At 50.5% G+C, this 21,049-nt stretch carries 20 protein-coding genes; 9 read left to right on the top strand and 11 right to left on the bottom strand.

Features of this window, described 5'->3' with window-relative positions:
- The first annotated feature begins 23 nt into the window (after positions 1–23).
- The 7 genes from OGV89_RS22245 (at position 24) to lpp (ending at position 6,692) form a co-directional block, all read left to right on the top strand.
- A complete protein-coding gene (locus tag OGV89_RS22245) occupies positions 24–1,250 on the top strand; it encodes a PfkB family carbohydrate kinase (RefSeq protein WP_016150146.1) in 1,227 nt (408 codons plus the stop codon).
- A gap of 12 nt (positions 1,251–1,262) precedes the next feature.
- A complete protein-coding gene (locus tag OGV89_RS22240) occupies positions 1,263–2,000 on the top strand; it encodes a glutamine amidotransferase (protein WP_086529205.1) in 738 nt (245 codons plus the stop codon).
- A gap of 61 nt (positions 2,001–2,061) precedes the next feature.
- Entirely contained in the window at positions 2,062–2,955 is an 894-nt protein-coding gene (locus OGV89_RS22235) for a proline iminopeptidase-family hydrolase (protein WP_049002408.1), read from the top strand.
- 20 nt (positions 2,956–2,975) lie between these two features.
- Entirely contained in the window at positions 2,976–4,319 is a 1,344-nt protein-coding gene (locus OGV89_RS22230) for an APC family permease (protein WP_200003171.1), read from the top strand.
- Positions 4,320–4,531: 212 nt separating this feature from the next.
- Positions 4,532–4,726: a protein YnhH gene (gene ynhH, locus OGV89_RS22225; RefSeq protein WP_242637968.1), complete on the top strand. Its 195-nt coding sequence runs from the start codon at positions 4,532–4,534 to the stop codon at positions 4,724–4,726.
- Positions 4,727–4,733: 7 nt separating this feature from the next.
- Positions 4,734–6,146 (top strand): pyruvate kinase PykF, encoded by a 1,413-nt coding sequence (gene pykF / locus OGV89_RS22220; RefSeq protein WP_003029366.1) that lies wholly within the window; start codon positions 4,734–4,736, stop codon positions 6,144–6,146.
- Positions 6,147–6,455: 309 nt separating this feature from the next.
- Positions 6,456–6,692, top strand: coding sequence for a murein lipoprotein Lpp (gene lpp, locus OGV89_RS22215; RefSeq protein ID WP_003029373.1), 237 nt, complete (start codon positions 6,456–6,458; stop codon positions 6,690–6,692).
- Positions 6,693–6,760: 68 nt separating this feature from the next.
- Here the strand turns inward: lpp and ldtE are convergent, their stop codons facing one another.
- The 8 genes from ldtE to OGV89_RS22175 form a co-directional block, all read right to left on the bottom strand.
- A complete protein-coding gene (gene ldtE / locus OGV89_RS22210; RefSeq protein WP_003029376.1) occupies positions 6,761–7,765 on the bottom strand; it encodes a L,D-transpeptidase LdtE in 1,005 nt (334 codons plus the stop codon).
- Between the two features lie 123 nt (positions 7,766–7,888).
- Positions 7,889–8,305, bottom strand: coding sequence for a cysteine desulfuration protein SufE (gene sufE / locus OGV89_RS22205; RefSeq protein WP_003029378.1), 417 nt, complete (start codon positions 8,303–8,305; stop codon positions 7,889–7,891).
- 12 nt (positions 8,306–8,317) lie between these two features.
- Positions 8,318–9,538 carry a cysteine desulfurase SufS gene (gene sufS / locus OGV89_RS22200; protein WP_286559323.1) on the bottom strand — a complete coding sequence of 407 codons (1,221 nt, stop codon included), beginning with the start codon at positions 9,536–9,538 and terminating at the stop codon, positions 8,318–8,320.
- On the bottom strand, positions 9,535–10,806 hold the full coding sequence (sufD, locus tag OGV89_RS22195; RefSeq protein WP_200003172.1) for a Fe-S cluster assembly protein SufD: 1,272 nt from the start codon (positions 10,804–10,806) through the stop codon (positions 9,535–9,537). The genes sufS and sufD overlap by 4 nt, the downstream gene beginning before the upstream one ends.
- Positions 10,781–11,527, bottom strand: coding sequence for a Fe-S cluster assembly ATPase SufC (gene sufC, locus OGV89_RS22190; protein ID WP_003029383.1), 747 nt, complete (start codon positions 11,525–11,527; stop codon positions 10,781–10,783). The genes sufD and sufC overlap by 26 nt, the downstream gene beginning before the upstream one ends.
- A 16-nt stretch (positions 11,528–11,543) precedes the next feature.
- A complete protein-coding gene (sufB, locus tag OGV89_RS22185) occupies positions 11,544–13,031 on the bottom strand; it encodes a Fe-S cluster assembly protein SufB (RefSeq protein ID WP_003836585.1) in 1,488 nt (495 codons plus the stop codon).
- A gap of 8 nt (positions 13,032–13,039) precedes the next feature.
- Complete coding sequence (sufA, locus tag OGV89_RS22180; RefSeq protein WP_193339279.1) at positions 13,040–13,408, bottom strand: Fe-S cluster assembly scaffold SufA; 369 nt, start codon at positions 13,406–13,408, stop codon at positions 13,040–13,042.
- A 490-nt stretch (positions 13,409–13,898) separates the two neighbouring features.
- Positions 13,899–14,777, bottom strand: coding sequence for a LysR family transcriptional regulator (locus tag OGV89_RS22175; RefSeq protein WP_008323864.1), 879 nt, complete (start codon positions 14,775–14,777; stop codon positions 13,899–13,901).
- Between the two features lie 122 nt (positions 14,778–14,899).
- Here OGV89_RS22175 and OGV89_RS22170 point away from each other — a divergent pair, with 122 nt between their 5' ends.
- Positions 14,900–15,751 (top strand): Vmh family MBL fold metallo-hydrolase, encoded by an 852-nt coding sequence (locus tag OGV89_RS22170; protein WP_172750559.1) that lies wholly within the window; start codon positions 14,900–14,902, stop codon positions 15,749–15,751.
- A 66-nt stretch (positions 15,752–15,817) separates the two neighbouring features.
- Here the strand turns inward: OGV89_RS22170 and OGV89_RS22165 are convergent, their stop codons facing one another.
- From OGV89_RS22165 to ydiJ, 3 genes are all read right to left on the bottom strand, one after another.
- Complete coding sequence (locus tag OGV89_RS22165; RefSeq protein ID WP_003030540.1) at positions 15,818–16,006, bottom strand: YdiH family protein; 189 nt, start codon at positions 16,004–16,006, stop codon at positions 15,818–15,820.
- 77 nt (positions 16,007–16,083) lie between these two features.
- Entirely contained in the window at positions 16,084–16,494 is a 411-nt protein-coding gene (menI, locus tag OGV89_RS22160; protein ID WP_003030541.1) for a 1,4-dihydroxy-2-naphthoyl-CoA hydrolase, read from the bottom strand.
- Positions 16,491–19,547: a D-2-hydroxyglutarate dehydrogenase YdiJ gene (gene ydiJ, locus OGV89_RS22155; protein ID WP_286559319.1), complete on the bottom strand. Its 3,057-nt coding sequence runs from the start codon at positions 19,545–19,547 to the stop codon at positions 16,491–16,493. Before ydiJ ends, menI begins: the two co-directional genes overlap by 4 nt.
- Positions 19,548–19,760: 213 nt before the next feature.
- On the opposite strand from ydiJ, the gene ydiK reads away from it, so the two are divergent.
- Complete coding sequence (ydiK, locus tag OGV89_RS22150; protein ID WP_003030544.1) at positions 19,761–20,870, top strand: AI-2E family transporter YdiK; 1,110 nt, start codon at positions 19,761–19,763, stop codon at positions 20,868–20,870.
- Positions 20,871–21,049: the final 179 nt, after the last annotated feature.

The following is a 21,049-nucleotide window of genomic DNA, read 5'->3' as shown; positions in this document are numbered from 1 at the left end:
CAGCAAAATACACGGAGGCTTTAATGTTTAAAGAAGAAAGGCGTACATCTATTCTTAACTTACTCATCAAAGATCATAGTGTCAGCGTGAGAAAACTCGCCGTTCTTTTTAATGTTAGCCAGGAGACCATACGTTCAGATCTTTGTTATTTTCAGAAAACAGGAATGCTTTTGCGTTGTTACGGTGGTGGTATTGTTAACCGCCAGGCATTAAGCAAGTTGATAACAGAAAATAAAATTGATATCTCCGGCACAATTTCAACTCCGGCAAACAAAGATTTTCGATTACATAGAGAAGGCACGAAGATGTCGGGAAAAGTTTGTATTTTAGGTTCATTTAATATTGATGTATCGGCTACCGTCCCCTGGCTTCCGCAAAGCGGTGAATCAATCCTCGCAAGCCAGTTCGGTTTTTATCCAGGAGGTAAAGGTGCTAATCAGGCATTGGCCGCAAATAATGCTGGCACCGACGTCCACTTTATTTTTAAAGTAGGTAAAGATCAGTTTAGCTCTTTTGCCCTCAATCATATTATCCAATCTGGTATAAATTCATATTGTGCTTATCAGACTGATGATGCACCCACCGGAAGTGCATTAATTTATGTTTCAGAGCAGGATGGTGATAATATCATTGCTATCTATCCTGGTGCCAATATGATGCTAACCAGGCACGAAATTAATGAACAGCAGGGTCATATATCTGAAGCTAACGTTTTGCTAATGCAGCTGGAGACTAATATCGATGCTATTGAAGAATTTGTTCGCTTGGGTAAATTAGCAAACAAGACAATTATTTTGAATCCGGCACCTTATACCAAAAATGTTAGCCGTTTATTACCTTCAATAGATATTTTAACACCTAACGAAACAGAAGCATCATTTTTATCGGGTATTACAATATTAAATATTGATGATGCTCAAAAAGCAGGGAATATCATTCTGCAATCAGGCGTTGAGAAGGTCATCATCACTCTCGGCGCACAAGGATCATTACTGTGCGAACGCCACCGTACTTTGTTTATCCCAGCCTGGAGTGCCGTCGTCAAAGATGCTGCGGGCGCGGGTGATGCATTTAATGGCGCACTGGCCGCCTCACTTGCCCGTAAATCAGACCTTGTATCAGCCATTCAGTATGCCTCTGCCTTTGCTTCACTGGCAGTTGAACAAGAAGGCGCATCGAGCATGCCGCAGCATGAGCTGGTACTACACCGGATGCGCACTCAATCGCATGATATTATTAATATCAAATAATAGGATCTCAGTATGAAAATTTTATTTATCGGTGAGTCATGGCATATTCATATGATTCATTCTAAGGGATATGACAGCTTCACATCCAGTAAATACGAAGAAGGCGCTGACTATCTCTTATCCTGTCTGCGCCAGCAAAATATCACTATCGACTACATGCCAGCGCATATTGTACAAACCCGCTTCCCGCAGACGGTAGAGGAACTTGATATATACGATGCTATCGTGATTAGCGATATAGGCAGCAATACCTTTTTGTTGCAAAACAAAACTTTTTATCACATGAATATCATCCCGAATGCGTTAGCGCTGATTAAAGAATATGTCTCAAATGGCGGCGGTCTGTTAATGATTGGCGGATACCTTTCCTTCACCGGCATTGAAGCGAAAGCAAATTATAAAAACACCCTGCTGGCCGAAGTTTTGCCTGTCGAAATGCTGGAGCATGATGATCGCGTTGAAATTCCGGAAGGATGCTGCCCAATCAACACGGAGGAACAGCATGTCATTACGCAAGACCTGACACAGTGGCCCCCCTTGCTCGGTTATAACAAATTGCGTGCCAAGGTAAACAGCATCACGTTGGTCAAAATAAATGACGACCCACTATTAGTTCTCGGTGAGTACAATAAAGGTAAAGTCGGCTGTTTTGCCAGTGATTGCGCACCGCACTGGGGAAGTCCGCAATTTATGCAATGGGAACATTACAAATCATTCTGGTGTAACGTTCTGCAAGCAATTAAAAAATAAACGCCAATCTGCAGGTGATTATTGAATCACCTGCCCTTTCCCCTCTGTATCGGTTAAAAATATGCAAAGTCACTACAAATATGGTGAAATGTTTTGCGATAGCATATTAACCAGCTATCGTATTTATGGCGACCCGGCATCTCAATTAATGCCATTAATTATCTTACACGGCGGTCCATCAGGCGGTTTTGATTATCTATTAAATTATCATGAGCTGTCTGATGATGGACGCATGGTGATATTTTACGATCAATATGGTTGTGGTCGTTCGACGCATTTTCCGCTGGCGGATGCCTCATTCTGGACAATAGAACGTTATCTTCAGCAACTTCGCCAATTAATCAGCCATCTGAATATTGGTCAGCGATATTCATTACTCGGACATTCCTGGGGAGGTATGCTGGCAGCAGAGCACGCCTGCACGCAACCGGAAGGGTTGAGTGGTGTGATATATGCCAGCGCTCCCGCCAGCATCCCACTTTGGCAAAGCGAAGTACTGCGATTGTTGAAAGAACTCACGGCTGGCGCTGATGCAATGCCAGACGATGCCATTATGCAGGCAAAAATCTATCAGCATCCGCCTGAACAACTTATTGCCTACTACAAAAAACATGTTTACTCCCTGGCGCAAGAACCGCTGCATATTCAGCGTTCTGATGCGCAATTTGCCGCCGATCCCACCGCCTACCATGTGCTATGGGGCGCCAATGAACTTGCGGTGAATGGCTTGCTGGCGCAGTGGGACATCACCCGTTCATTGCATAAGATTCGATGCCCAGGATTAGTCCTTCATGGTGAGTATGATCAGGCGACATCACAGGTCGTTCAACCGCTTATTACCCATATAACCCACTGTCGGGGTGTCACGATTCCTGACAGCAGCCATAACCCACATGAAGAAAATACCGAGCCTTGCCTCACTGCTGTCCGTGAGTTTTTACGAGGCCTTGATTAACACGAATTGAGGTGTTTACTATGAGTAAAATAAAAAAGTTATCTCTCACAGATTTGGTGCTGTACGGGCTGGTATTTATGGTGCCGATCGCGCCGGTTTCTCTCTATGGCGTCGTATATAATTTATCTCATGGCATGGTCGCGCTCGTGTATATTATTGGCGCTATCGCGATGTTTTTTACCGCCCACAGCTATTCAACATTATCAAAGCACATCTCATCCTCCGGGTCGGCTTATACCTATGCAGGCGTGTGCATCAACCCCGCTGTGGGTTTTCTCACCGGATGGATTTTGTTGCTGGATTATCTGTTATTCCCTACGCTGGTTGCCGTCCTGGGCGGTGTTGCTGTTCATGCAATACTTCCGCAAATACCGATTTGGGTATGGCCGTTAATTTATGTGGCTATCGGAACGGGCATAAATTATTTGGGAATACAACAAACAGCTAAATTCGACAAACTGCTGGTCTTTATTCAACTCGGTATTCTGGCCATTTTTGTGGTGCTGATTTTGCGACTGCTGATGATTGATAGCAGCCATGTGTCATTTTCTTTCAAACCTTTTTTTGATTCTCAGTGGTTTACCCCTGGCTTAATTGCTACCGCGATCTCTGTTGCGGCGCTCAATTTCCTCGGATTTGATGCCATTAGTACCCTAAGTGAAGAAAGCGAAGGCGGCGGGAAAGCAGTCAGTAAGGCAACCCTTCTCGCCCTTATCCTGGCCACCGTGCTGTTTATTATTGTGGTGACCTTTGCCGCATTCGCTACGGGTAAAATCGACAGTTTTGCGGAAGGTACACAAACTAACGAGGCCTTTTTCACGATTGCAGGCGATGTTGGCGGCATCTGGCTTAAAGTTGCATTTTCTATCATCGTAGCGTTCGTTTGCGCAGTCGGGAATATCATTACGGCGCAAACCGCCGTATCGCGCGTCCTGTTCTCTATGGGGCGAGATAAAATGTTACCCACATTTCTGGCGCATGTGCACAGTAAAAGAAAAACACCTGACTATGCAATTCTGTTCACCGGGGCTGTGACACTATTCCTTAGTTACTTGTTTTCCGGGAAAATTGAATCCATATCCACCCTTGTCAACTTCGGTGCGCTTTTCGCATTCTTTATGGTGAACCTGAGTGTCTTCGTGCTCTACAACGTAAAGATGAAACAGCATCGTCGTTTTGTCCCTCATGTGATTTCTCCTGTGCTGGGGATGGTCGTCATTGGATATGTCTGTATGAATATGAACATTCACGCGCTGACGCTCGGGGTTATCTGGTCTGTAATCGGTCTGGCGGTTCTGTGGTATCGGAAAGCGCATAAGCAGGACATCCATATCGATCTTGAGGGGCGAAAGCTGCTCGACTAAGGCTGAATCCTGAGTTTGCAACACGTTATTTTTTTCTTGTTGCGCAACACCGTCTGAAGTTGGGCGGTGTTTTGTTAACCAACCCGAAACAATTTAATGCTGATTCTTTGTAAAACTGCACAGAAGTGTTTTGAAACGCTGTTTCCATTTTCCTTTTTGATAATTTTCAGCGTATAATGCGCGCCAATTGTCTCTTGAATGGTTTCAGCACATTGACCTGTAAAACTCAACGACTACAAAACTCACCATCCCGTTGGGCTGAAACACAAGCACACATTCCTCTGCACGCTCTTTCGATGTCACCTATCCTTAGAGCGAGGCATCACAACTTTCGTAACTCAGGTTTAGCTTCCCGTCCGTGCGCGGCGGGAGCCAGATTTCCATATCCTTCTCAACTTAAAGACTAAGACTGTCATGAAAAAGACGAAAATTGTTTGCACCATCGGTCCGAAAACCGAATCCGAAGAGATGTTAACCAAAATGCTGGACGCGGGCATGAACGTCATGCGTCTGAACTTCTCTCACGGTGATTACGCAGAACACGGTCAGCGCATCAAGAATTTGCGCAACGTCATGAGCAAAACCGGCAAGAAAGCAGCAATCCTGCTCGACACCAAAGGTCCGGAAATCCGTACCATCAAACTGGAAGGCGGTAACGACGTTTCCCTGAAAGCGGGCCAGACCTTCACCTTCACCACCGACAAATCTGTCGTAGGCAACAACGAAATCGTTGCTGTTACTTATGAAGGCTTCACGAAAGATCTGTCCGTCGGCAACACCGTTTTGGTTGACGATGGTCTGATCGGCATGGAAGTTACCGCCATCGAAGGTAACAAAGTTATCTGTAAAGTGCTGAACAACGGCGACCTGGGCGAAAACAAAGGTGTTAACCTGCCGGGCGTTTCCATCGCACTGCCAGCACTGGCTGAAAAAGACAAACAAGACCTGATCTTCGGTTGCGAGCAAGGCGTTGACTTCGTTGCAGCGTCCTTTATCCGTAAACGTTCTGACGTCGTTGAAATCCGTGAGCACCTGAAAGCGCACGGCGGCGAAAACATCCAGATCATCTCCAAAATCGAAAACCAGGAAGGCCTGAACAACTTCGACGAAATCCTCGAAGCGTCTGACGGCATCATGGTTGCACGTGGCGATATGGGCGTTGAGATCCCGGTTGAAGAAGTTATCTTCGCGCAGAAGATGATCATCGAAAAATGTATCCGTGCACGTAAAGTCGTTATCACTGCGACCCAGATGCTGGACTCCATGATCAAAAACCCGCGTCCGACCCGTGCAGAAGCCGGTGACGTAGCGAACGCCATCCTCGACGGTACCGACGCAGTAATGCTGTCTGGCGAATCAGCAAAAGGTAAATACCCGCTGGAAGCCGTTACCATCATGGCGACCATCTGTGAGCGTACTGACCGTGTGATGACCAGCCGTCTGGACTTCAACAACGACAGCCGCAAACTGCGCATCACCGAAGCCGTTTGCCGTGGCGCGGTTGAAACTGCAGAAAAACTGGATGCTCCGCTGATCGTCGTCGCAACCCAGGGTGGTAAATCTGCTCGCGCAGTACGTAAATACTTCCCGGATGCCACCATTCTGGCGCTGACCACCAATGAAACTACCGCGCGTCAGCTGGTGCTGAGCAAAGGTGTTGTTGCACAAGTTGTTAAAGAAATCAGCTCTACCGATGATTTCTACCGCCTGGGCAAAGAAGTTGCTCTGGAAAGCGGTCTGGCTCAGAAAGGTGACGTTGTGGTTATGGTTTCTGGTGCACTGGTTCCGAGCGGCACCACCAACACTGCATCCGTTCACGTGCTGTAATAATTCCATCGCGAATTAATTTGCTTAAAAAAGCGCCCTTGTGGCGCTTTTTTTATTTAATCGATAGCCACAATTAATAAAAAATCAAATCGGATTTCACTATCTAATCCGTGATTATCTAAGATGAATCCGATGGAAGCTTTCTGTTTTCACTCGGTTTTTTAGCCGTTTTTGCACAATTCGATGCTTCTTTGAGCGAACGATCAAAAATAAGTGCATTCCCATCAAAAAAATATTCTCAACATAAAAAACTTTGTGTAATACTTGTAACGCTACATGGAGATTAACTCAATCTAGAGGGTATTAATAATGAATCGTACTAAACTGGTACTGGGCGCGGTAATCCTGGGTTCTACTCTGCTGGCAGGTTGCTCCAGCAACGCTAAAATCGATCAGCTGTCTTCTGACGTTCAGACTCTGAACGCTAAAGTTGACCAGCTGAGCAACGACGTGAACGCAATGCGTTCCGACGTTCAGGCTGCTAAAGATGACGCAGCTCGCGCTAACCAGCGTCTGGACAACGCAGCTACTAAATACCGCAAGTAATAGTATCTGTGTAATAAAAATGGCGCACATTGTGCGCCATTTTTTTTGCTCTGAATTCTCCTTCCCTGTTATTGCGTAGCGCGCACCTCAGCATCTTCTCCCGGCACACCATTTTGCGCAGACTTCACTTCTGGCCCATTGCTCGCGACCGATGCTTGCCCGGCAGTGACGGTGACCGGATAACCTGCACGACGATACAACGCCCTTTCCACCAGACTGTTATCCACCGCTTTATTGTCTTTAAACTGGGTAAAGCCGGCTGGTAACACATACGGCATGGTCTGGACGTTTTGTTCCTCTTCAGGCGACAGCGGTCGATGCACTTCGACATACCTCATACCGTTCGGCTCTATCGAATATTTTATCGGCTCATTAATCACCCTGACCGGCGTGCCTGTGCGGACCTGAGCAAACAACGCTTTGATATCCGGCGCGTTCATGCGAATACACCCAGAACTCACTCGCAGGCCCACGCTGTCCGGTGCGCTGGTGCCATGGATCAGATATTCACCGTTTCCATGCGCCAGACGCAGTGCAAAGCGTCCTAACGGGTTATTTGGTCCGGCAGGTACAACAGGCGGTAATGTGATGCCACGCTCCAGAGAGCGTTTACGGATGCCTGGTGTAGGGGTCCAGGTTGGATTCGGGATTTTCTGCCCAACCCGGGTTTCCATTACCGGCGTTTCCAGCCCCTGCAAACCGATACCAATCGGGAATACCTGAACAATATTCTCTCCCGGCGGGAAGTAATACAGACGCAGTTCCGCCAGATTCACAATAATGCCTTCGCGTGGTGCATCCGGTAGCAGTAATTGTGAGGGAATAGTGATCAGCGTTCCGGGTTTAGGTACGGGGGCAATAGTATTGTTGGCTTCAAGGATCAGCATTGCAGCGGTATCAAACTTACGGGCTATCGCCTGTAGGTTTTTATCGCCTTCCTGCACGGTGTAGGTTTGGTTTTGCCCAACAAGGCGGCTGTTCGCCTGGGGCAAAGGATAATCGACCGCCCATGCGGCCTGAATAGCGCTGTAGGCGCCGATTAGCATTAACGTAATAACAGACGCGCGTTTCATACTCACTCACCCCCCTGGCGTTCTTGCCGGACGGCGGCGAGCGCCCGATCCGGCCTACGAGTCACTGCGTTGCCTTACACGAACGCTTTCAAGTCGGTCTGAAAGTTGACGTGTTTTATCAGTTTAGCTAAGAGTTGCGGCTTTGGCGCGAATAGCCCGAATCATCGCCTCCAGCCCTTGTGAACGAGACGGTGTGAGATGCTGTGCGAGCGCCATTTTTTCAAACCACGGGCGCACATCAAAATTCACAATATCCTGAGCCGTCATGCGATCATACAAAATGAATACCACGGCAATAAGCCCTTTCACAATTGCCGCATCACTGTCGCCCTGTAATTCAATAATCCCTTCGCCATTCTGACGCATAACAATCCATACCTGGCTTTGGCATCCCTGAATGCTATTTTCCGGGCAGCGTAAGTCATCGTTTAGTTCCGGCAAACGCTGACCCAGTTCAATAATGTACAGGTATTTCTCTTCCCAATTAGCGCAACGCAGAAAATTACGCAACAACTTTTCTTTATCCGGTAGCGCAGCCATAACGCCTCCCTGTTAGCCCAGTAAATGGTGAATACGCTTGAGGCCCGTTACCAGGCGATCCACTTCTTCATGGGTGTTATACATTGCAATCGACGCCCGGCACATCGCAGGAACGTTATAAAAGGCCATCAGCGGCATTGCGCAGTGATGCCCCGTCCGCACGGCGATGCCATAGTTATCGAGAAAACTCCCGACGTCATAGGCGTGATGCTTGCCGAGGTTAAACGCAATCACACCCAGACGGTTATCCGGTCCGTAGATTGTTAAATCCGGCACATCCGCCAGCTGTTCCAACGCATAGCGCATCATGAACTGTTCATATTCGCTGATTTCAGTCAGCCCCAGCGCTGAAACATATTCAATAGCCGCGCCGAGTCCGATAATGCCCCCGGTGTTTGGCGTTCCGGCTTCAAACCGCCAGGGCGCTTTGGCCCACGTCGTTCCCTGACTCAAACTCACCGTCGCAATCATTGAACCACCGCCTTCCCACGGCGGCATCTCCTGCAGCAGCGACTCTCTGGCATACAGAACGCCAATACCGGTTGGACCGTAAAGTTTATGCCCGGAGAAAACATAAAAATCGCAATCCAGCGCCTGCACATCCACCTGATGATGCATCACCGCCTGCGCACCATCTACCAGCACTTTCGCGCCGTATTGATGCGCCAGCGCGATCATCTCACCCAACGGGTTTTCCGTGCCCAGCACGTTAGATACGTGGGTAATCGCCAGCAGCTTCGTGCGATCGTCAAACAGCGCCGGCAGCGTTTCCAGCTGCAACGTACCATCGTCATTGAGCGGGATAACGCGCAGTTCTGCACCTACGCGGGCACACAGCATCTGCCAGGGCACAATATTGGCATGGTGCTCCATTTCGCTGATGAGAATGTTATCGCCCTCCCGCACATTGCTGCTGCCCCAGCTGTTCGCCACCAGGTTGATGCCCTCCGTCGTACCGCGAACAAACACCAGCTCTTCGGCGGAGCGGGCGTTAATAAACAGCGAAGCGAGCTTGCGCACATTCTCCATTTTTTCCGTAGCCTGAGCGCTCAGCGTATGGATACCGCGGTGGACCGCCGCATAGCCGTGACGGTAGAACTCGGCTTCGGCATCAATCACCTGGTTCGGCTTTTGCGCGCTGGCCGCGCTATCCAGATACGCCAACGGTAAACCATTCACTTCACGCGTCAGAACCGGAAAATCGGCCCGCACTTTTTCAATGGGAAATGTCATGCTACGCCTCCCGGCAAGCGTTGGGCGATCCGTGCCAGTACCTGTTGTTTCAGCGTTTCCTCGCCCAGGGCTTCCGTTAGCTCAGCGGCAAACGCATAGAGAATCATTTGTTGGGCATCTTGCTGGCCGATCCCGCGCGAACGCAAATAGAACATCTGCTCGTCGTCGATCCGCCCTACCGTCGCCCCGTGACTGCATTTCACGTCGTCGGCATAGATTTCAAGCTGCGGCTTGGTATCCACTTCCGCCAGTTTACCGAGCAGCAAATTATTATTGGTCATCTGGCCATCGGTTTTAATAGCGTGCTGAGCGACGTTGATCAGGCCATTGAATACCGCCCGCCCCTTATCGCTGACGATCGTTTTATGCAGCTGGCGGCTGTTGCAATATCCTTTGTTATGCTCAAGCCAGGTGCGGGTGTCGCAGACTTCATTTTTCACCGGCATTGCCAGGCTGTTGAGCCGAAGCGTGGTGTTTTCGCCGTTAAGCTGGGTGCTGGTGTTATGACGCAGCACCGCATCACCGAGTAAAAAACTGTGGCTGGCGGCCGTGGCATCCGCCCCCAATTGAATGTCATTGTGCGCGAAATGGTGGCTCTGTGGGTTCTCAAACGCCAGTTTGATGTGGCGCAAGTGCGCATTCGCCGCGACATTCATGGTTAAACGTGCGCCGGTGAAATGGCGAAGCTCGCTGAGGCTGACATAGTGTTCAATAACGGTGGCTTCTGCGCCTTCCGCCAGCTCCAGATGGTGGCGATAGTGCGCCGTGTTCACCTCATCGCCCGCCAGCCCCTGGGTAATGTGCAGTAGCAGCAGCGGTTTCGCTGGGCGCTGGTTACGTTTCACCTGAATGTGAGTGACGCTACGCGACAGGCTTTCGGTCAGGTGCAGAAACACTTCCGGTTGGATAGCCGCTGGCAGCATCTGGCGCGCATCGTCAATGGTAATGTTAAAACCACTACCTTCCGCTCTGTCGCTCAGCGTTGGTGAGAATTGCCCGTCGACAAATACCAGTCGTATGGCATCAATTGCCGGCGCTAACGCTTCACACTGGGCTGACGTTATCTCAGTGACATGACTGACAAACTGGCTATTGGTTAGCCCCTCCAGCGGCGTGTATTTCCAGTCCTCATGCTTACGCGTTGGCAGCCCCAGACGCAGCATCTGCTGCAGATGCTGCTGGGCATGTTGCGAGCGCGTCTCACCTTGCGTTTCAAACAGATGGTGCCACTGTTGCAGCACGTTACTGCTGTTCGCTAAGCCAGCCATAACCTTGCTCCTCAAGTTGTTTGACCAGCGTAAAATCACCGGACTTCACTATTCGCCCCTGGTAGAGAACGTGAACATAATCGGGTTTGATATAGTCCAGAATGCGTTGATAATGGGTGACGATAATGAATGAGCGTTGCCCGTCGCGTAGTGAGTTCACGCCGTCGGCGACGATTTTCAGCGCATCGATATCCAGCCCGGAGTCCGACTCATCCAGAATGCACAACTGAGGCTCCAGCACCGCCATTTGCAATATGTCATTACGCTTTTTCTCACCGCCGGAGAAACCAACGTTGACCGAACGCGTGAGCAAATCTTCCGGCATCTTCAGCAACGCAATTTTTTCTTCCATCAGATCCTGGAAGTCAAACCTGTCCAGCGACTCTTCACCACGGTAGGTGCGCACCGCATTCAGTGCCGTTTGCAGGAAAAACTGATTACTGACGCCGGGGATTTCCACCGGATACTGGAATGCCATAAAGATCCCTTCGCCGGCCCGGTCTTCCGGTGACAGTTCCAGTAAATCCTTACCGTTGAATTCTACCGTCCCGCCGGTGACTTCATAGTCATCACGTCCGGCCAGGGTGGCGGAAAGCGTACTTTTCCCGGAACCATTTGGCCCCATAATGGCGTGCACTTCTCCGGGGCGAATTTCAAGACTCAGCCCACGCAGGATCGCCTTATCTTCCACACTGACCTGTAAATCTTTGATGCTTAACATGTGCTTTCCTTAAATTTTAACCGACGCTGTGTTCAAGACTTATGGCGAGAAGTTTTTGCGCTTCCACGGCAAATTCCAGCGGCAGTTCAGAGAACACGTCTTTACAGAAACCATTCACGATCATCGAAATGGCATCCTCTTCGCTGATACCGCGCTGCAGGCAGTAAAACAGCTGATCTTCACCAATGCGCGACGTCGTGGCTTCGTGCTCAAGCTGGGCGCTGTTGTTACGACACTCCACATATGGGAATGTGTGCGCTCCGCAATCCGCCCCGATCAACATCGAGTCACATTGGGTATAGTTGCGGGCATTGGTGGCGGTCGGCATGATTTTCACTAAACCGCGATAGCTGTTCTGGCTGTGTCCGGCGGAGATCCCTTTCGAGATAATGGTCGATTTGGTGTTTTTACCGATGTGGATCATCTTGGTGCCTGTATCGGCCTGCTGATGACCACTGGTCAGGGCCACGGAGTAGAATTCGCCGATAGAGTTGTCGCCACGCAAAATGCAACTTGGGTATTTCCAGGTAATGGCCGAGCCGGTTTCCGACTGCGTCCATGACATTTTGCTGTTTTCACCTTCGCACAGAGCGCGCTTGGTGACGAAGTTCAAAATGCCGCCGGTGTTACCATCCCCGGGGAACCAGTTTTGCACCGTCGAGTATTTCACTTCGGCATCTTTGTGGATGATGACTTCTACCACCGCGGCATGCAGCTGGTAGCTGTCGCGCACCGGAGCCGAACAGCCCTCGATATAGCTGACGTAGCTGCCCTCATCCGCGACCAGAATGGTGCGTTCAAACTGCCCGGTTTTTTCTGCATTGATACGGAAATAGGTCGACAGTTCCATGGGGCAACGCACGCCTTTCGGTACATAAATAAACGTGCCGTCAGATGCCACCGCTGCATTCAGCGCGGCAAAGAAGTTGTCATTACCTGGAACCACGGTGCCCAGATATTGTTTTACCAGCTCAGGATGATCGTGAATCGCCTCACCGAACGAACAGAAAATAATGCCCTGTTCCGCCAGTTTGTCGCGATAGGTGGTCGCCACCGATACCGAGTCAAAAATAGCATCAACCGCCACCTCTTTGCCTTCACGGACCGGTACGCCAAGCTGTTCAAAGGCATCCTCAACCTCTTTGCTTAAAAACGCATTCGCCCCCGTTTGCTGCACCGCTCCCGGCTCAGATGCGCAGGTTTCATCGCAGTTACCGCAGGACGGTGCGGAATAATAGCTGTACTCCTGATAATTCAGCTTGTCGTAGTGCGCTTTTAGCCAGTGCGGCTCTTCCATGGTCAGCCATGCCCGAAAGGCATTCAGGCGGAATTCCAGCATCCAGTCGGGTTCATTACGTTTTGCCGAAATCGCGCGCACGACCTCTTCGTTGATCCCTTTCGCCAGCTCATCGGTTTGCAGTTGGGTGAAGAAGCCCTCTTTGTAATTAAGGTGCCCGCCAGCCCAGGTGTTGACATCGTCAGTTGCTTCTGTATTACGTGACATAGTACCGCCTATACCCCAAAACTTTCGCCACAGCCGCATTCGTTCTGGGCTTTCGGGTTATGAAATTTAAATAACTGATTTAATCCTTCGCGAACGAAATCGACTTCTGTGCCGTCGATGAACGGCATCGCCTGTAAAGGCACATACAGTCTGGCGCCATCCGTTTCAAACAGGAGATCGTCTTTTGGGGCCTCGCGCACGGTATCCAGCACGTAGCCGAATCCCGCGCATCCCGTTTGCTTCACGCCCAGGCGTACGCCCAACATGTCGGGTTGCTTTGCCACCAGTTCACGGATATGCGCCGCAGCCGCAGGTGTTAACGTCAGTCCACGCCAGGCAAAATCGTCCGGGTTAAATGTTCCTGAATGCAATTCCATAGGGTTACCTCGAGTCACTAGCTTTTAAGCTATAACAACATGTTAGTGATAATGATTATCACTTCAACCCCTCAACAGCAGGGGCATTCGGGTTAACCGCCCTTTTTGACTACTTTTACTAAGCATAGACCCTGCAGCGAGGGTTTACAGGAATGGAATTATTTGTTCAATGCATTGATTAATAATGGATTATAGAAATCTAATCGTTCAGGCAGGTCAAAGATTAAAAGATGTATAGATAATGTCTATTTAAGGGATAGGTAGGGATAAAAACAGGGAAAACAACTATTCAAATAATATGCTAATGACAAAAAACCCTTAAGTCTGCTTGCTGGCAGGCTTAAGGGTTCCGGCCCCATCCGGCGCTTATCTCCGGCACTCACGATGGCTTAGCTCTTGAAGGGGCGATAAGAATAGTCTCATACACCGTTAAGTTTTTTTTAACACAACTTGCGGTTTGACTATTTTGTGAGCACGTTTAGCTACCTTTTTAGCATTGCGCCGCCCCACTAAGCGCATCCAGCAGCAAACGTAGCCCCGCAGGCTGATGCTCCCGAGAAAGGTATAAGCCATAAATTGGTAAGCATTTAGGTTGAAGTTCTGGCAGTAATCGAATTAACGCTCCCTGCGCCAGCCCTTCCTGCGCTTCCAGTTCTGGCACCAACGCGATTCCCATTCCTGCCACCGCCGACTCGCAGAGCAGCGAAGAGATCCCTGCACTCAAATTCCCTTTGATTGCAACGGAGACAGACTGCCCCTGGGCATCCAAAAAGTGCCAGGATTGTCCGGCAAAACCGCTGTAGTACAGGCAATTGTGCCGAGTGAGATCGTCGACTGTCTCAGGCGTGCCATGTTGATGCAGATAATCTGCGGACGCGCAAAGTACCGATTTACAGTCGCCCAACCGACGGGCGATGGTTCCTGGCTCGGGATTATCCGTTATGCGGATCGCCACATCGATGCGTTCCCCCACAAGGCTTACCGGTTGATTATTGATCTCCACCTCAATACGTAATTGCGGATATTGCTCCATAAACGCCGGCAGAACCGGAGCAAGAATATGCATGGCGGTAAAATGGGCGCAGGCCACACGTAGCGTGCCCGAGGGAATTTGCGCGCCACTGGCGGCACCAATATCCAGCGAAAGTTGCGCCAGAGAACGCGTTTTCAGTAATGCCTCTTCACCCGCTGGCGTGATCGTTAAGCGACGCGATGAGCGATGGATAAGCCTTGCGCCTGCCCATTTTTCCATCTCGTCGAGGTAACGACTGACCATCGGACGGGAAAGCCCCAATGCACGTGCAGCGGCGCTCAGACTGCCCAAATCACAGATATGGTTAAATACCGTTGCCGCCATCACTCTGTCCATTGCATCCCATCCGATCGTTTTATGAAACTCAGCATGTCCTAATGAGGGAATTCTAACAGATACGAATATGCTTAAAATACGGGAACTATCAAAAGACAATTCCCTGCATAAGGTTACCTGGTATGAAAGTTAAATCTCTGGCCCTGCTGTTACCTCTGTTTGCGTCTTCAGCTTTCGCCGCACCGCTACAGCTGGACGTCTATAATCCGCAGGAGAAGGGTATTTTCCCGGTCTCTTCGACGCTGGTGTCTGGCCCCAAAGAGGCGATTTTGTTTGACGCCCAGTTCAGCACCAAAGATGGCGAACAGCTGGTGCAGATGATTCGCGCCAGCGGTAAAACGCTGAAGGCTATCGTGATCACTTCCGGCGATCCGGATTTCTATTTCGGTCTGCAACCTATCGTCAACGCTTTCCCACAGGTAAAAGTTCTGGCAACACCGCAGGTGGTAGACCATATCCGCGCCACCAAAGAGGCCAAACTGCAATTCTGGGGCCCGCAAATGAAGGACGGCGCGCCAACATCGCTCACCGTTCCGCAGGCGACGACGCAAACGCAGTTCACGGTTGATGGTGAACCGCTGGAACTGCGTCACTCCAACGATTATGCAGCGTATATCTGGATCCCGGCGAATCGGGCCATTATTGGCGGCACAGGCGTGGCTTCAGGTATTCATGTCTGGACGGCGGATACACAGTCTGAAGAACAGCGTAGTGCATGGCGTAACGTACTGAGCGAAATGCAGAGCTTACAGCCCACTCAAGTGGTCCCGGGTCATTACATTGGCGAACGCCCAACCGGCGATAAAGCTATTCGCTTCACCCAGGACTATTTGCAGTCGTTTGAGCAGGCGTTAGGGGAGAAGAAAGGATCGGATTATGTGATTAAAACCATGACGGCAGCATGGCCAGGTCTGGCAGACGCAAGCTCGCTGGAACTAAGTGCGAAGGTTAACAGCGGTGAGATGAAGTGGTAATGAAGATTTAAGGCCAAAATAACCCCGAACACGTGTCGGGGTTTCGTTACGATAAGCATACCGGAATCAATGAACGCCCATGCGCCAGGCAAAATAGATCTCTTCTTTCAGTTCAGTTGAAGAGAGCGCCAACAGATCTGCAAACTCCAGCTCAAGCTGTTTTAGCCTTTTCAGGTACTGAGCCGGTGAAAGATCGGTTTTATCACGACGTAAAAATTCTATTGCCAGTTGGGCAGGGTCTAATTGGGTAGACATATCATCCTCGCTTGTGTTCAAAACCTGCACAGTATAACACCATTCCCTGTGCAGATAATGACCAAAAGCAATATGCATCACAAAATTGCGGTCGTCAGACGCGAAGTACAGCACAATCGTCCCTGCTCATCGAAGATCTCTATTTGCCAAACCTGGTGACGAGAGCCGGTATGTAACGCGCGACATACGCCCCTGACGTGCCCTTCCCGCGCAGAACGGATATGGTTGGCGTTGATCTCCAGGCCCACCACTTTCTGCTCACCCTGAGTACACAGGTATCCCGCTACTGAACCAATACTTTCCGCCAGCACCACGGATGCGCCGCCGTGCAGCAACCCAAAGGGTTGTTTGGTGCGATGGTCCACCGGCATTGTAGCTTCCAGCGTATCGTCACCAATGTGCACAAAACGAATATCGAGCAGCCCAACCATATTTCCTTCACCCATGGCATTGAGCGCCTCGAGTGTGACTTCACGTTTCCAGATCATCCTATAATCTCCAGCAGTGCCTGTAATGGGTGGCGAACGCCCGTACCTTCAACGCGTTTAACCTGACTGCGACAGGAGTACCCGGTAGCCAGACAACGGTTACGTGGCAATCGTTGCATTGCCTGGTGCCATGATAACTCATAGATCCCCAATGAGTTTTGGTGATTCTTTACCTCGTGGCCGTAGGTGCCAGCCATACCACAGCATCCCACGCTGACGTTCTCCAGCTTTGCGCCAAAGCGAGCAAAAATAGCCGCCCACTGTGCAGGAGCGCCCGGCAAGGCCGTCACTTCGGTACAGTGGCCAAAGAAGTACCACGGTTCACCGCCAACAGCGACTGGCTGCTGTGCTTCCACAGCTTTCGATAACCATTCGTTGGCTAGCAACACATGGAAATCCCCCCGTTGTTCACCCAGCACCATCTTGTATTCATCGCGATAACAAAGCACCAGCGCCGGATCAACACCCACCATCGGAATATTCAGCTTCGCTACCCGGTTAAGAAACTCGGATGTCTTTTTCGCCGTTTTGGCAAAACGGTTTAAGAAGCCTTTAATGTGCTGCGCCTTGCCGTTTGGCGAAAACGGCAGCAGTACCGGCTGCATGCCCAGCTTCTCTACCAGACGTATAAAGTCAGCAACCACCTGCGCATCGTAATAGCTGGTGAAAGGGTCCTGCACCACCAGCACCGTACGGGCTTTTTGCTCAAGGCTGAGTAATTCGAGCTGTTCCAACGTCATATTGGCGGAGCGATGCCCCACCAGTTGGCGTTGCAGCGACGGTGCAGACAACAGAGGTAAATCAACCATTCCAATGTGCTTTTTAGCCAGGTTTCGCACCAGCGGCTGGTTGATGAAGAAGTTAAACGTTTTGGCCGCTCGTGCCATTAACGGCGCATAGCTCTCAACGGTCGCCACCATGTGATCGCGCAACGGGCGCAGATAACGCGTGTGGTACAGCTGGAGGAAGCGCGAACGGAACTCCGGTACATCAATTTTAATTGGACACTGGGTGGAACAGGCTTTACACGCCAGGCAACCTGACATCGCCTCTTTTACTTCGTGTGAGAAATCGTATTCACCCTTGCGCGCATGCCAGCTGTTGCGGGTACGGGCAATCAGCGAACGTAAACTGGCGCGTTTTTCCGGTAGCTCTTTTTCCAGCTGTATTGGGTCAATCCCGCGATCCGCTAACAAACGCAGCCATTCACGCACTAACGTGGCTCGCCCTTTTGGCGAATGAATACGGTTGAGGCTGATTTTCATCGACGGACACATAGGGCTTTTCGCATCGAAGTTAAAGCATAACCCGTTGCCGTTACACTCCATTGCCCCGCGCCACTCCTGGCGTACGGCCAGAGGGATCTGACGGTCATACGTTCCGCGTTTCACCGCGTCCACTTTCATCATCGGCGCATCTACGTCTTCCGGTGGACAGATTTTCCCAGGATTCAGCCGGTTTTGCGGATCAAACACCGATTTCACTTTGCGCAGTTCGCGATACAGCTCCTCGCCGAAGAACGCCGGGCTATATTCTGCACGAAAACCTTTCCCATGCTCGCCCCACAGCAAACCGCCATATTTCGCCGTCAGCGCCACAACATCATCAGAAATGCGTTTCATCAGCACTTCCTGCTGCGGGTCACACATATCCAACGCCGGTCTGACATGCAGCACGCCTGCGTCTACATGACCAAACATGCCGTAACTCAGAGCGTGGCTGTCGAGTAGCGCGCGGAACTCGGCAATATAGTCCGCCAGATGCTCCGGCGGAACGCAGGTATCCTCGGCAAACGGAATTGGCTTCGCGGAACCTTTTGCATTGCCCAGCAGACCGACTGCCTTTTTGCGCATGGCGTAAATTCGTTCGACTCCCGCCAGTTCGGTACACAGCTGCCAGCCAATGACACCCGCTTCCTGACGAGCGATTAAGCCATCCAGACGTTCACACAGTGCGCTGACCTGCGAATTAATCAATACTTCGTCGTCACCGGCAAACTCTACAATGTTCAGACCCAGCATCTCTTTATCAGGTACATCGGTAATCAATTCACTTACCGAGTGCCAGACGATATCTTCCCGCGCCAGATTGAGTACTTTGGAGTCAACAGTTTCTACCGACAATGCGCGTGCTTCCACCATCACCGGGGCATTACGCAACGCCGAGTCGAAAGAGTCGTACTTGACGTTAACCAGTTGTCTGACTTTTGGTAGCGGGGTGATATCCAGACGGGCTTCGGTGATAAACGCGAGCGTACCTTCAGAGCCGGTGAGAATGCGGGTTAAATCAAATTCGGTCATCTCATCGTTAAAGACGTGCCGTAGATCGTACCCGGTCAGGAAGCGATTAAGTTTCGGGAATTTATCCATGATCAGCTGTCGGTTATCGCGACAACGTTCATAAACGGTCTTATAGATGCGGCCAATGGTGGTATTGCTTTTCCCCAGCATTTCGGCAAGCTCGATCGGCATTGGCTGAGTATCAAGAATATCACCGCCCATCAGCACCGCACGGATGCCCAACACATGATCGGAAGTTTTACCGTAAACCAACGATCCTTGCCCGGACGCATCGGTGTTGATCATCCCGCCGAGTGTTGCCCGGTTACTGGTGGATAATTCCGGGGCAAAGAAATAGCCGTAAGGCTTCAGAAACTGGTTGAGCTGATCTTTTATCACCCCGGCTTCTACCCGCACCCAACCTTCTTGCGGGTTGATTTCAATAATGCGGCTCATATAGCGGGACATATCAACAATAATGCCCTGGTTCAGCGCCTGACCGTTGGTCCCGGTGCCGCCGCCGCGCGGGGTAAAAATCAACGACGAGAAAAGCGGTTCTGCCGCCAGACGGGCGATTAGCGCCACATCTGCGGTTGAACGAGGGAAAACGACAGCATCAGGTAGCAGCTGATAAATACTGTTATCCGTCGACATTGTTAGACGATCGGCATAGCTCGTTGCCGTATCGCCCGTAAATCCTTGCTGCTCCAGCGCCTGCAAAAAGTTGAGCACCAGTTGAACGACACCTGGTGCCTGAGAAATTTGTGGAATCATTATAGTGACCCTTTCCTGCGGTCTGTGTTGTGAATTTAATCGTTTGCGTGTTGCTTTGTTTGTTGTATCACATTTTTTTCTAATACGCTCAGCAGATTTACAGGCAGAATCCGCCTGTTCAAAACCGCTGAAATTGCTCATCATTACAGGGTGTGATTTAAGTATTCACGTCGCGTCAACGTTCTGGCGCAAAGACAAAGGTGAAAAGTATTTATGGTAAATTTCCGTCAGCCCAGGGATATTGCACAAGTGCTGCTATCGGTGCTGTTTTTAGCCATCCTGATTGTGGCCTGTCTCTGGATTGTTCAGCCCTTTATCCTCGGTTTTGCCTGGGCAGGCACGATTGTCATTGCAACCTGGCCTATCCTGCTACGCTTACAAAAATTGCTCTGGGGACGCCGTTCACTTGCCGTACTGGTGATGACACTGTTGCTGGTGCTGTTGTTCATCATCCCCATCGCGCTGCTGGTTAACAGCATCGTCGATGGCAGTGGGCCGCTGATCCATGCCGTAACCGCAGGTGATATGACACTACCGGATCTGGCATGGTTGAACAGCATTCCACTGGTGGGTGCCAAAATGTATGGCGCATGGCACAGCTTACTGGATATGGGCGGTTCGGCGATTATGGCCAAGGTTCGTCCTTATATCGGCACCACCACCACCTGGTTCGTCGGTCAGGCCGCGCATATCGGCCGCTTTATGATGCACTGTGGCCTGATGCTGCTGTTCAGTGCCCTGTTGTACTGGCGCGGTGAACAAGTCGCATTAGGTATTCGTCACTTCGCCTGCCGTCTTGCCTCAAAACGTGGAGATGCTGCCATTCTGCTGGCAGCACAAGCCATTCGCGCCGTCGCATTAGGCGTTGTGGTCACCGCTCTGGTACAGGCAGTGCTCGGGGGTATTGGTCTGGCGGTAACCGGTGTGCCGTATGCCACACTGCTGGCGGTATTGATGATCCTGTCATGTCTGGTGCAACTGGGGCCGCTACCGGTACTGATTCCGGCCATTATCTGGCTATACTGGACGGGGGATTCAACCTGGGGCACCGTGCTGCTGGTGTGGAGCGGCGTGGTCGGAACACTGGATAACGTGATTCGACCGATGCTGATTCGCATGGGTGCCGATTTGCCACTGCTCCTGATTCTCTCCGGAGTCATCGGCGGATTGATTGCCTTCGGCATGATTGGTCTGTTTATCGGTCCAGTAGTACTGGCCGTTTCCTGGCGTCTGTTCTCCGCCTGGGTAAACGAAGCCCCTGCGCCAGGTACCAATCCGGATGAAATCCTCGAAGAAATTGCTGAAATCGAACGCAATAAGTAATCCAACATCAGGCGGCAACGCCGCCTGATTGTTTAACAATACTAATCAATCCCTCCCTCTTACGGGATTAGAACCAACTTCATCCCTCTTTCAATACTCATTTGTGTCGCAAATTCTTTACAGTTTTTAAACTATTGAGATGAATCTGATCGACGTAAAAAATCAGTATGCCTACTATT

Source organism: Citrobacter sp. Cf125 (assembly GCF_030333935.1).
GTDB classification, from domain to species: domain Bacteria; phylum Pseudomonadota; class Gammaproteobacteria; order Enterobacterales; family Enterobacteriaceae; genus Citrobacter; species Citrobacter freundii.
Note: the sequence above shows the minus strand (reverse complement) of the source record. Positions and strands in the feature narration are given on the sequence as shown.

Bases quoted from the DNA above. Each gene is read 5' to 3' on its own strand.
- OGV89_RS22245 (WP_016150146.1), top strand. From the start codon at position 24: ATGTTTAAAGAAGAAAGGCGTACATCTATTCTTAACTTACTCATCAAA.
- OGV89_RS22240 (WP_086529205.1), top strand. From the start codon at position 1,263: ATGAAAATTTTATTTATCGGTGAGTCATGGCATATTCATATGATTCAT.
- OGV89_RS22235 (WP_049002408.1), top strand. From the start codon at position 2,062: ATGCAAAGTCACTACAAATATGGTGAAATGTTTTGCGATAGCATATTA.
- OGV89_RS22230 (WP_200003171.1), top strand. From the start codon at position 2,976: ATGAGTAAAATAAAAAAGTTATCTCTCACAGATTTGGTGCTGTACGGG.
- pykF (WP_003029366.1), top strand. From the start codon at position 4,734: ATGAAAAAGACGAAAATTGTTTGCACCATCGGTCCGAAAACCGAATCC.
- lpp (WP_003029373.1), top strand. From the start codon at position 6,456: ATGAATCGTACTAAACTGGTACTGGGCGCGGTAATCCTGGGTTCTACT.
- ldtE (WP_003029376.1), bottom strand. From the start codon at position 7,765: ATGAAACGCGCGTCTGTTATTACGTTAATGCTAATCGGCGCCTACAGC.
- sufE (WP_003029378.1), bottom strand. From the start codon at position 8,305: ATGGCTGCGCTACCGGATAAAGAAAAGTTGTTGCGTAATTTTCTGCGT.
- sufS (WP_286559323.1), bottom strand. From the start codon at position 9,538: ATGACATTTCCCATTGAAAAAGTGCGGGCCGATTTTCCGGTTCTGACG.
- sufD (WP_200003172.1), bottom strand. From the start codon at position 10,806: ATGGCTGGCTTAGCGAACAGCAGTAACGTGCTGCAACAGTGGCACCAT.
- sufC (WP_003029383.1), bottom strand. From the start codon at position 11,527: ATGTTAAGCATCAAAGATTTACAGGTCAGTGTGGAAGATAAGGCGATC.
- sufB (WP_003836585.1), bottom strand. From the start codon at position 13,031: ATGTCACGTAATACAGAAGCAACTGACGATGTCAACACCTGGGCTGGC.
- sufA (WP_193339279.1), bottom strand. From the start codon at position 13,408: ATGGAATTGCATTCAGGAACATTTAACCCGGACGATTTTGCCTGGCGT.
- OGV89_RS22175 (WP_008323864.1), bottom strand. From the start codon at position 14,777: ATGGACAGAGTGATGGCGGCAACGGTATTTAACCATATCTGTGATTTG.
- OGV89_RS22170 (WP_172750559.1), top strand. From the start codon at position 14,900: ATGAAAGTTAAATCTCTGGCCCTGCTGTTACCTCTGTTTGCGTCTTCA.
- OGV89_RS22165 (WP_003030540.1), bottom strand. From the start codon at position 16,006: ATGTCTACCCAATTAGACCCTGCCCAACTGGCAATAGAATTTTTACGT.
- menI (WP_003030541.1), bottom strand. From the start codon at position 16,494: ATGATCTGGAAACGTGAAGTCACACTCGAGGCGCTCAATGCCATGGGT.
- ydiJ (WP_286559319.1), bottom strand. From the start codon at position 19,547: ATGATTCCACAAATTTCTCAGGCACCAGGTGTCGTTCAACTGGTGCTC.
- ydiK (WP_003030544.1), top strand. From the start codon at position 19,761: ATGGTAAATTTCCGTCAGCCCAGGGATATTGCACAAGTGCTGCTATCG.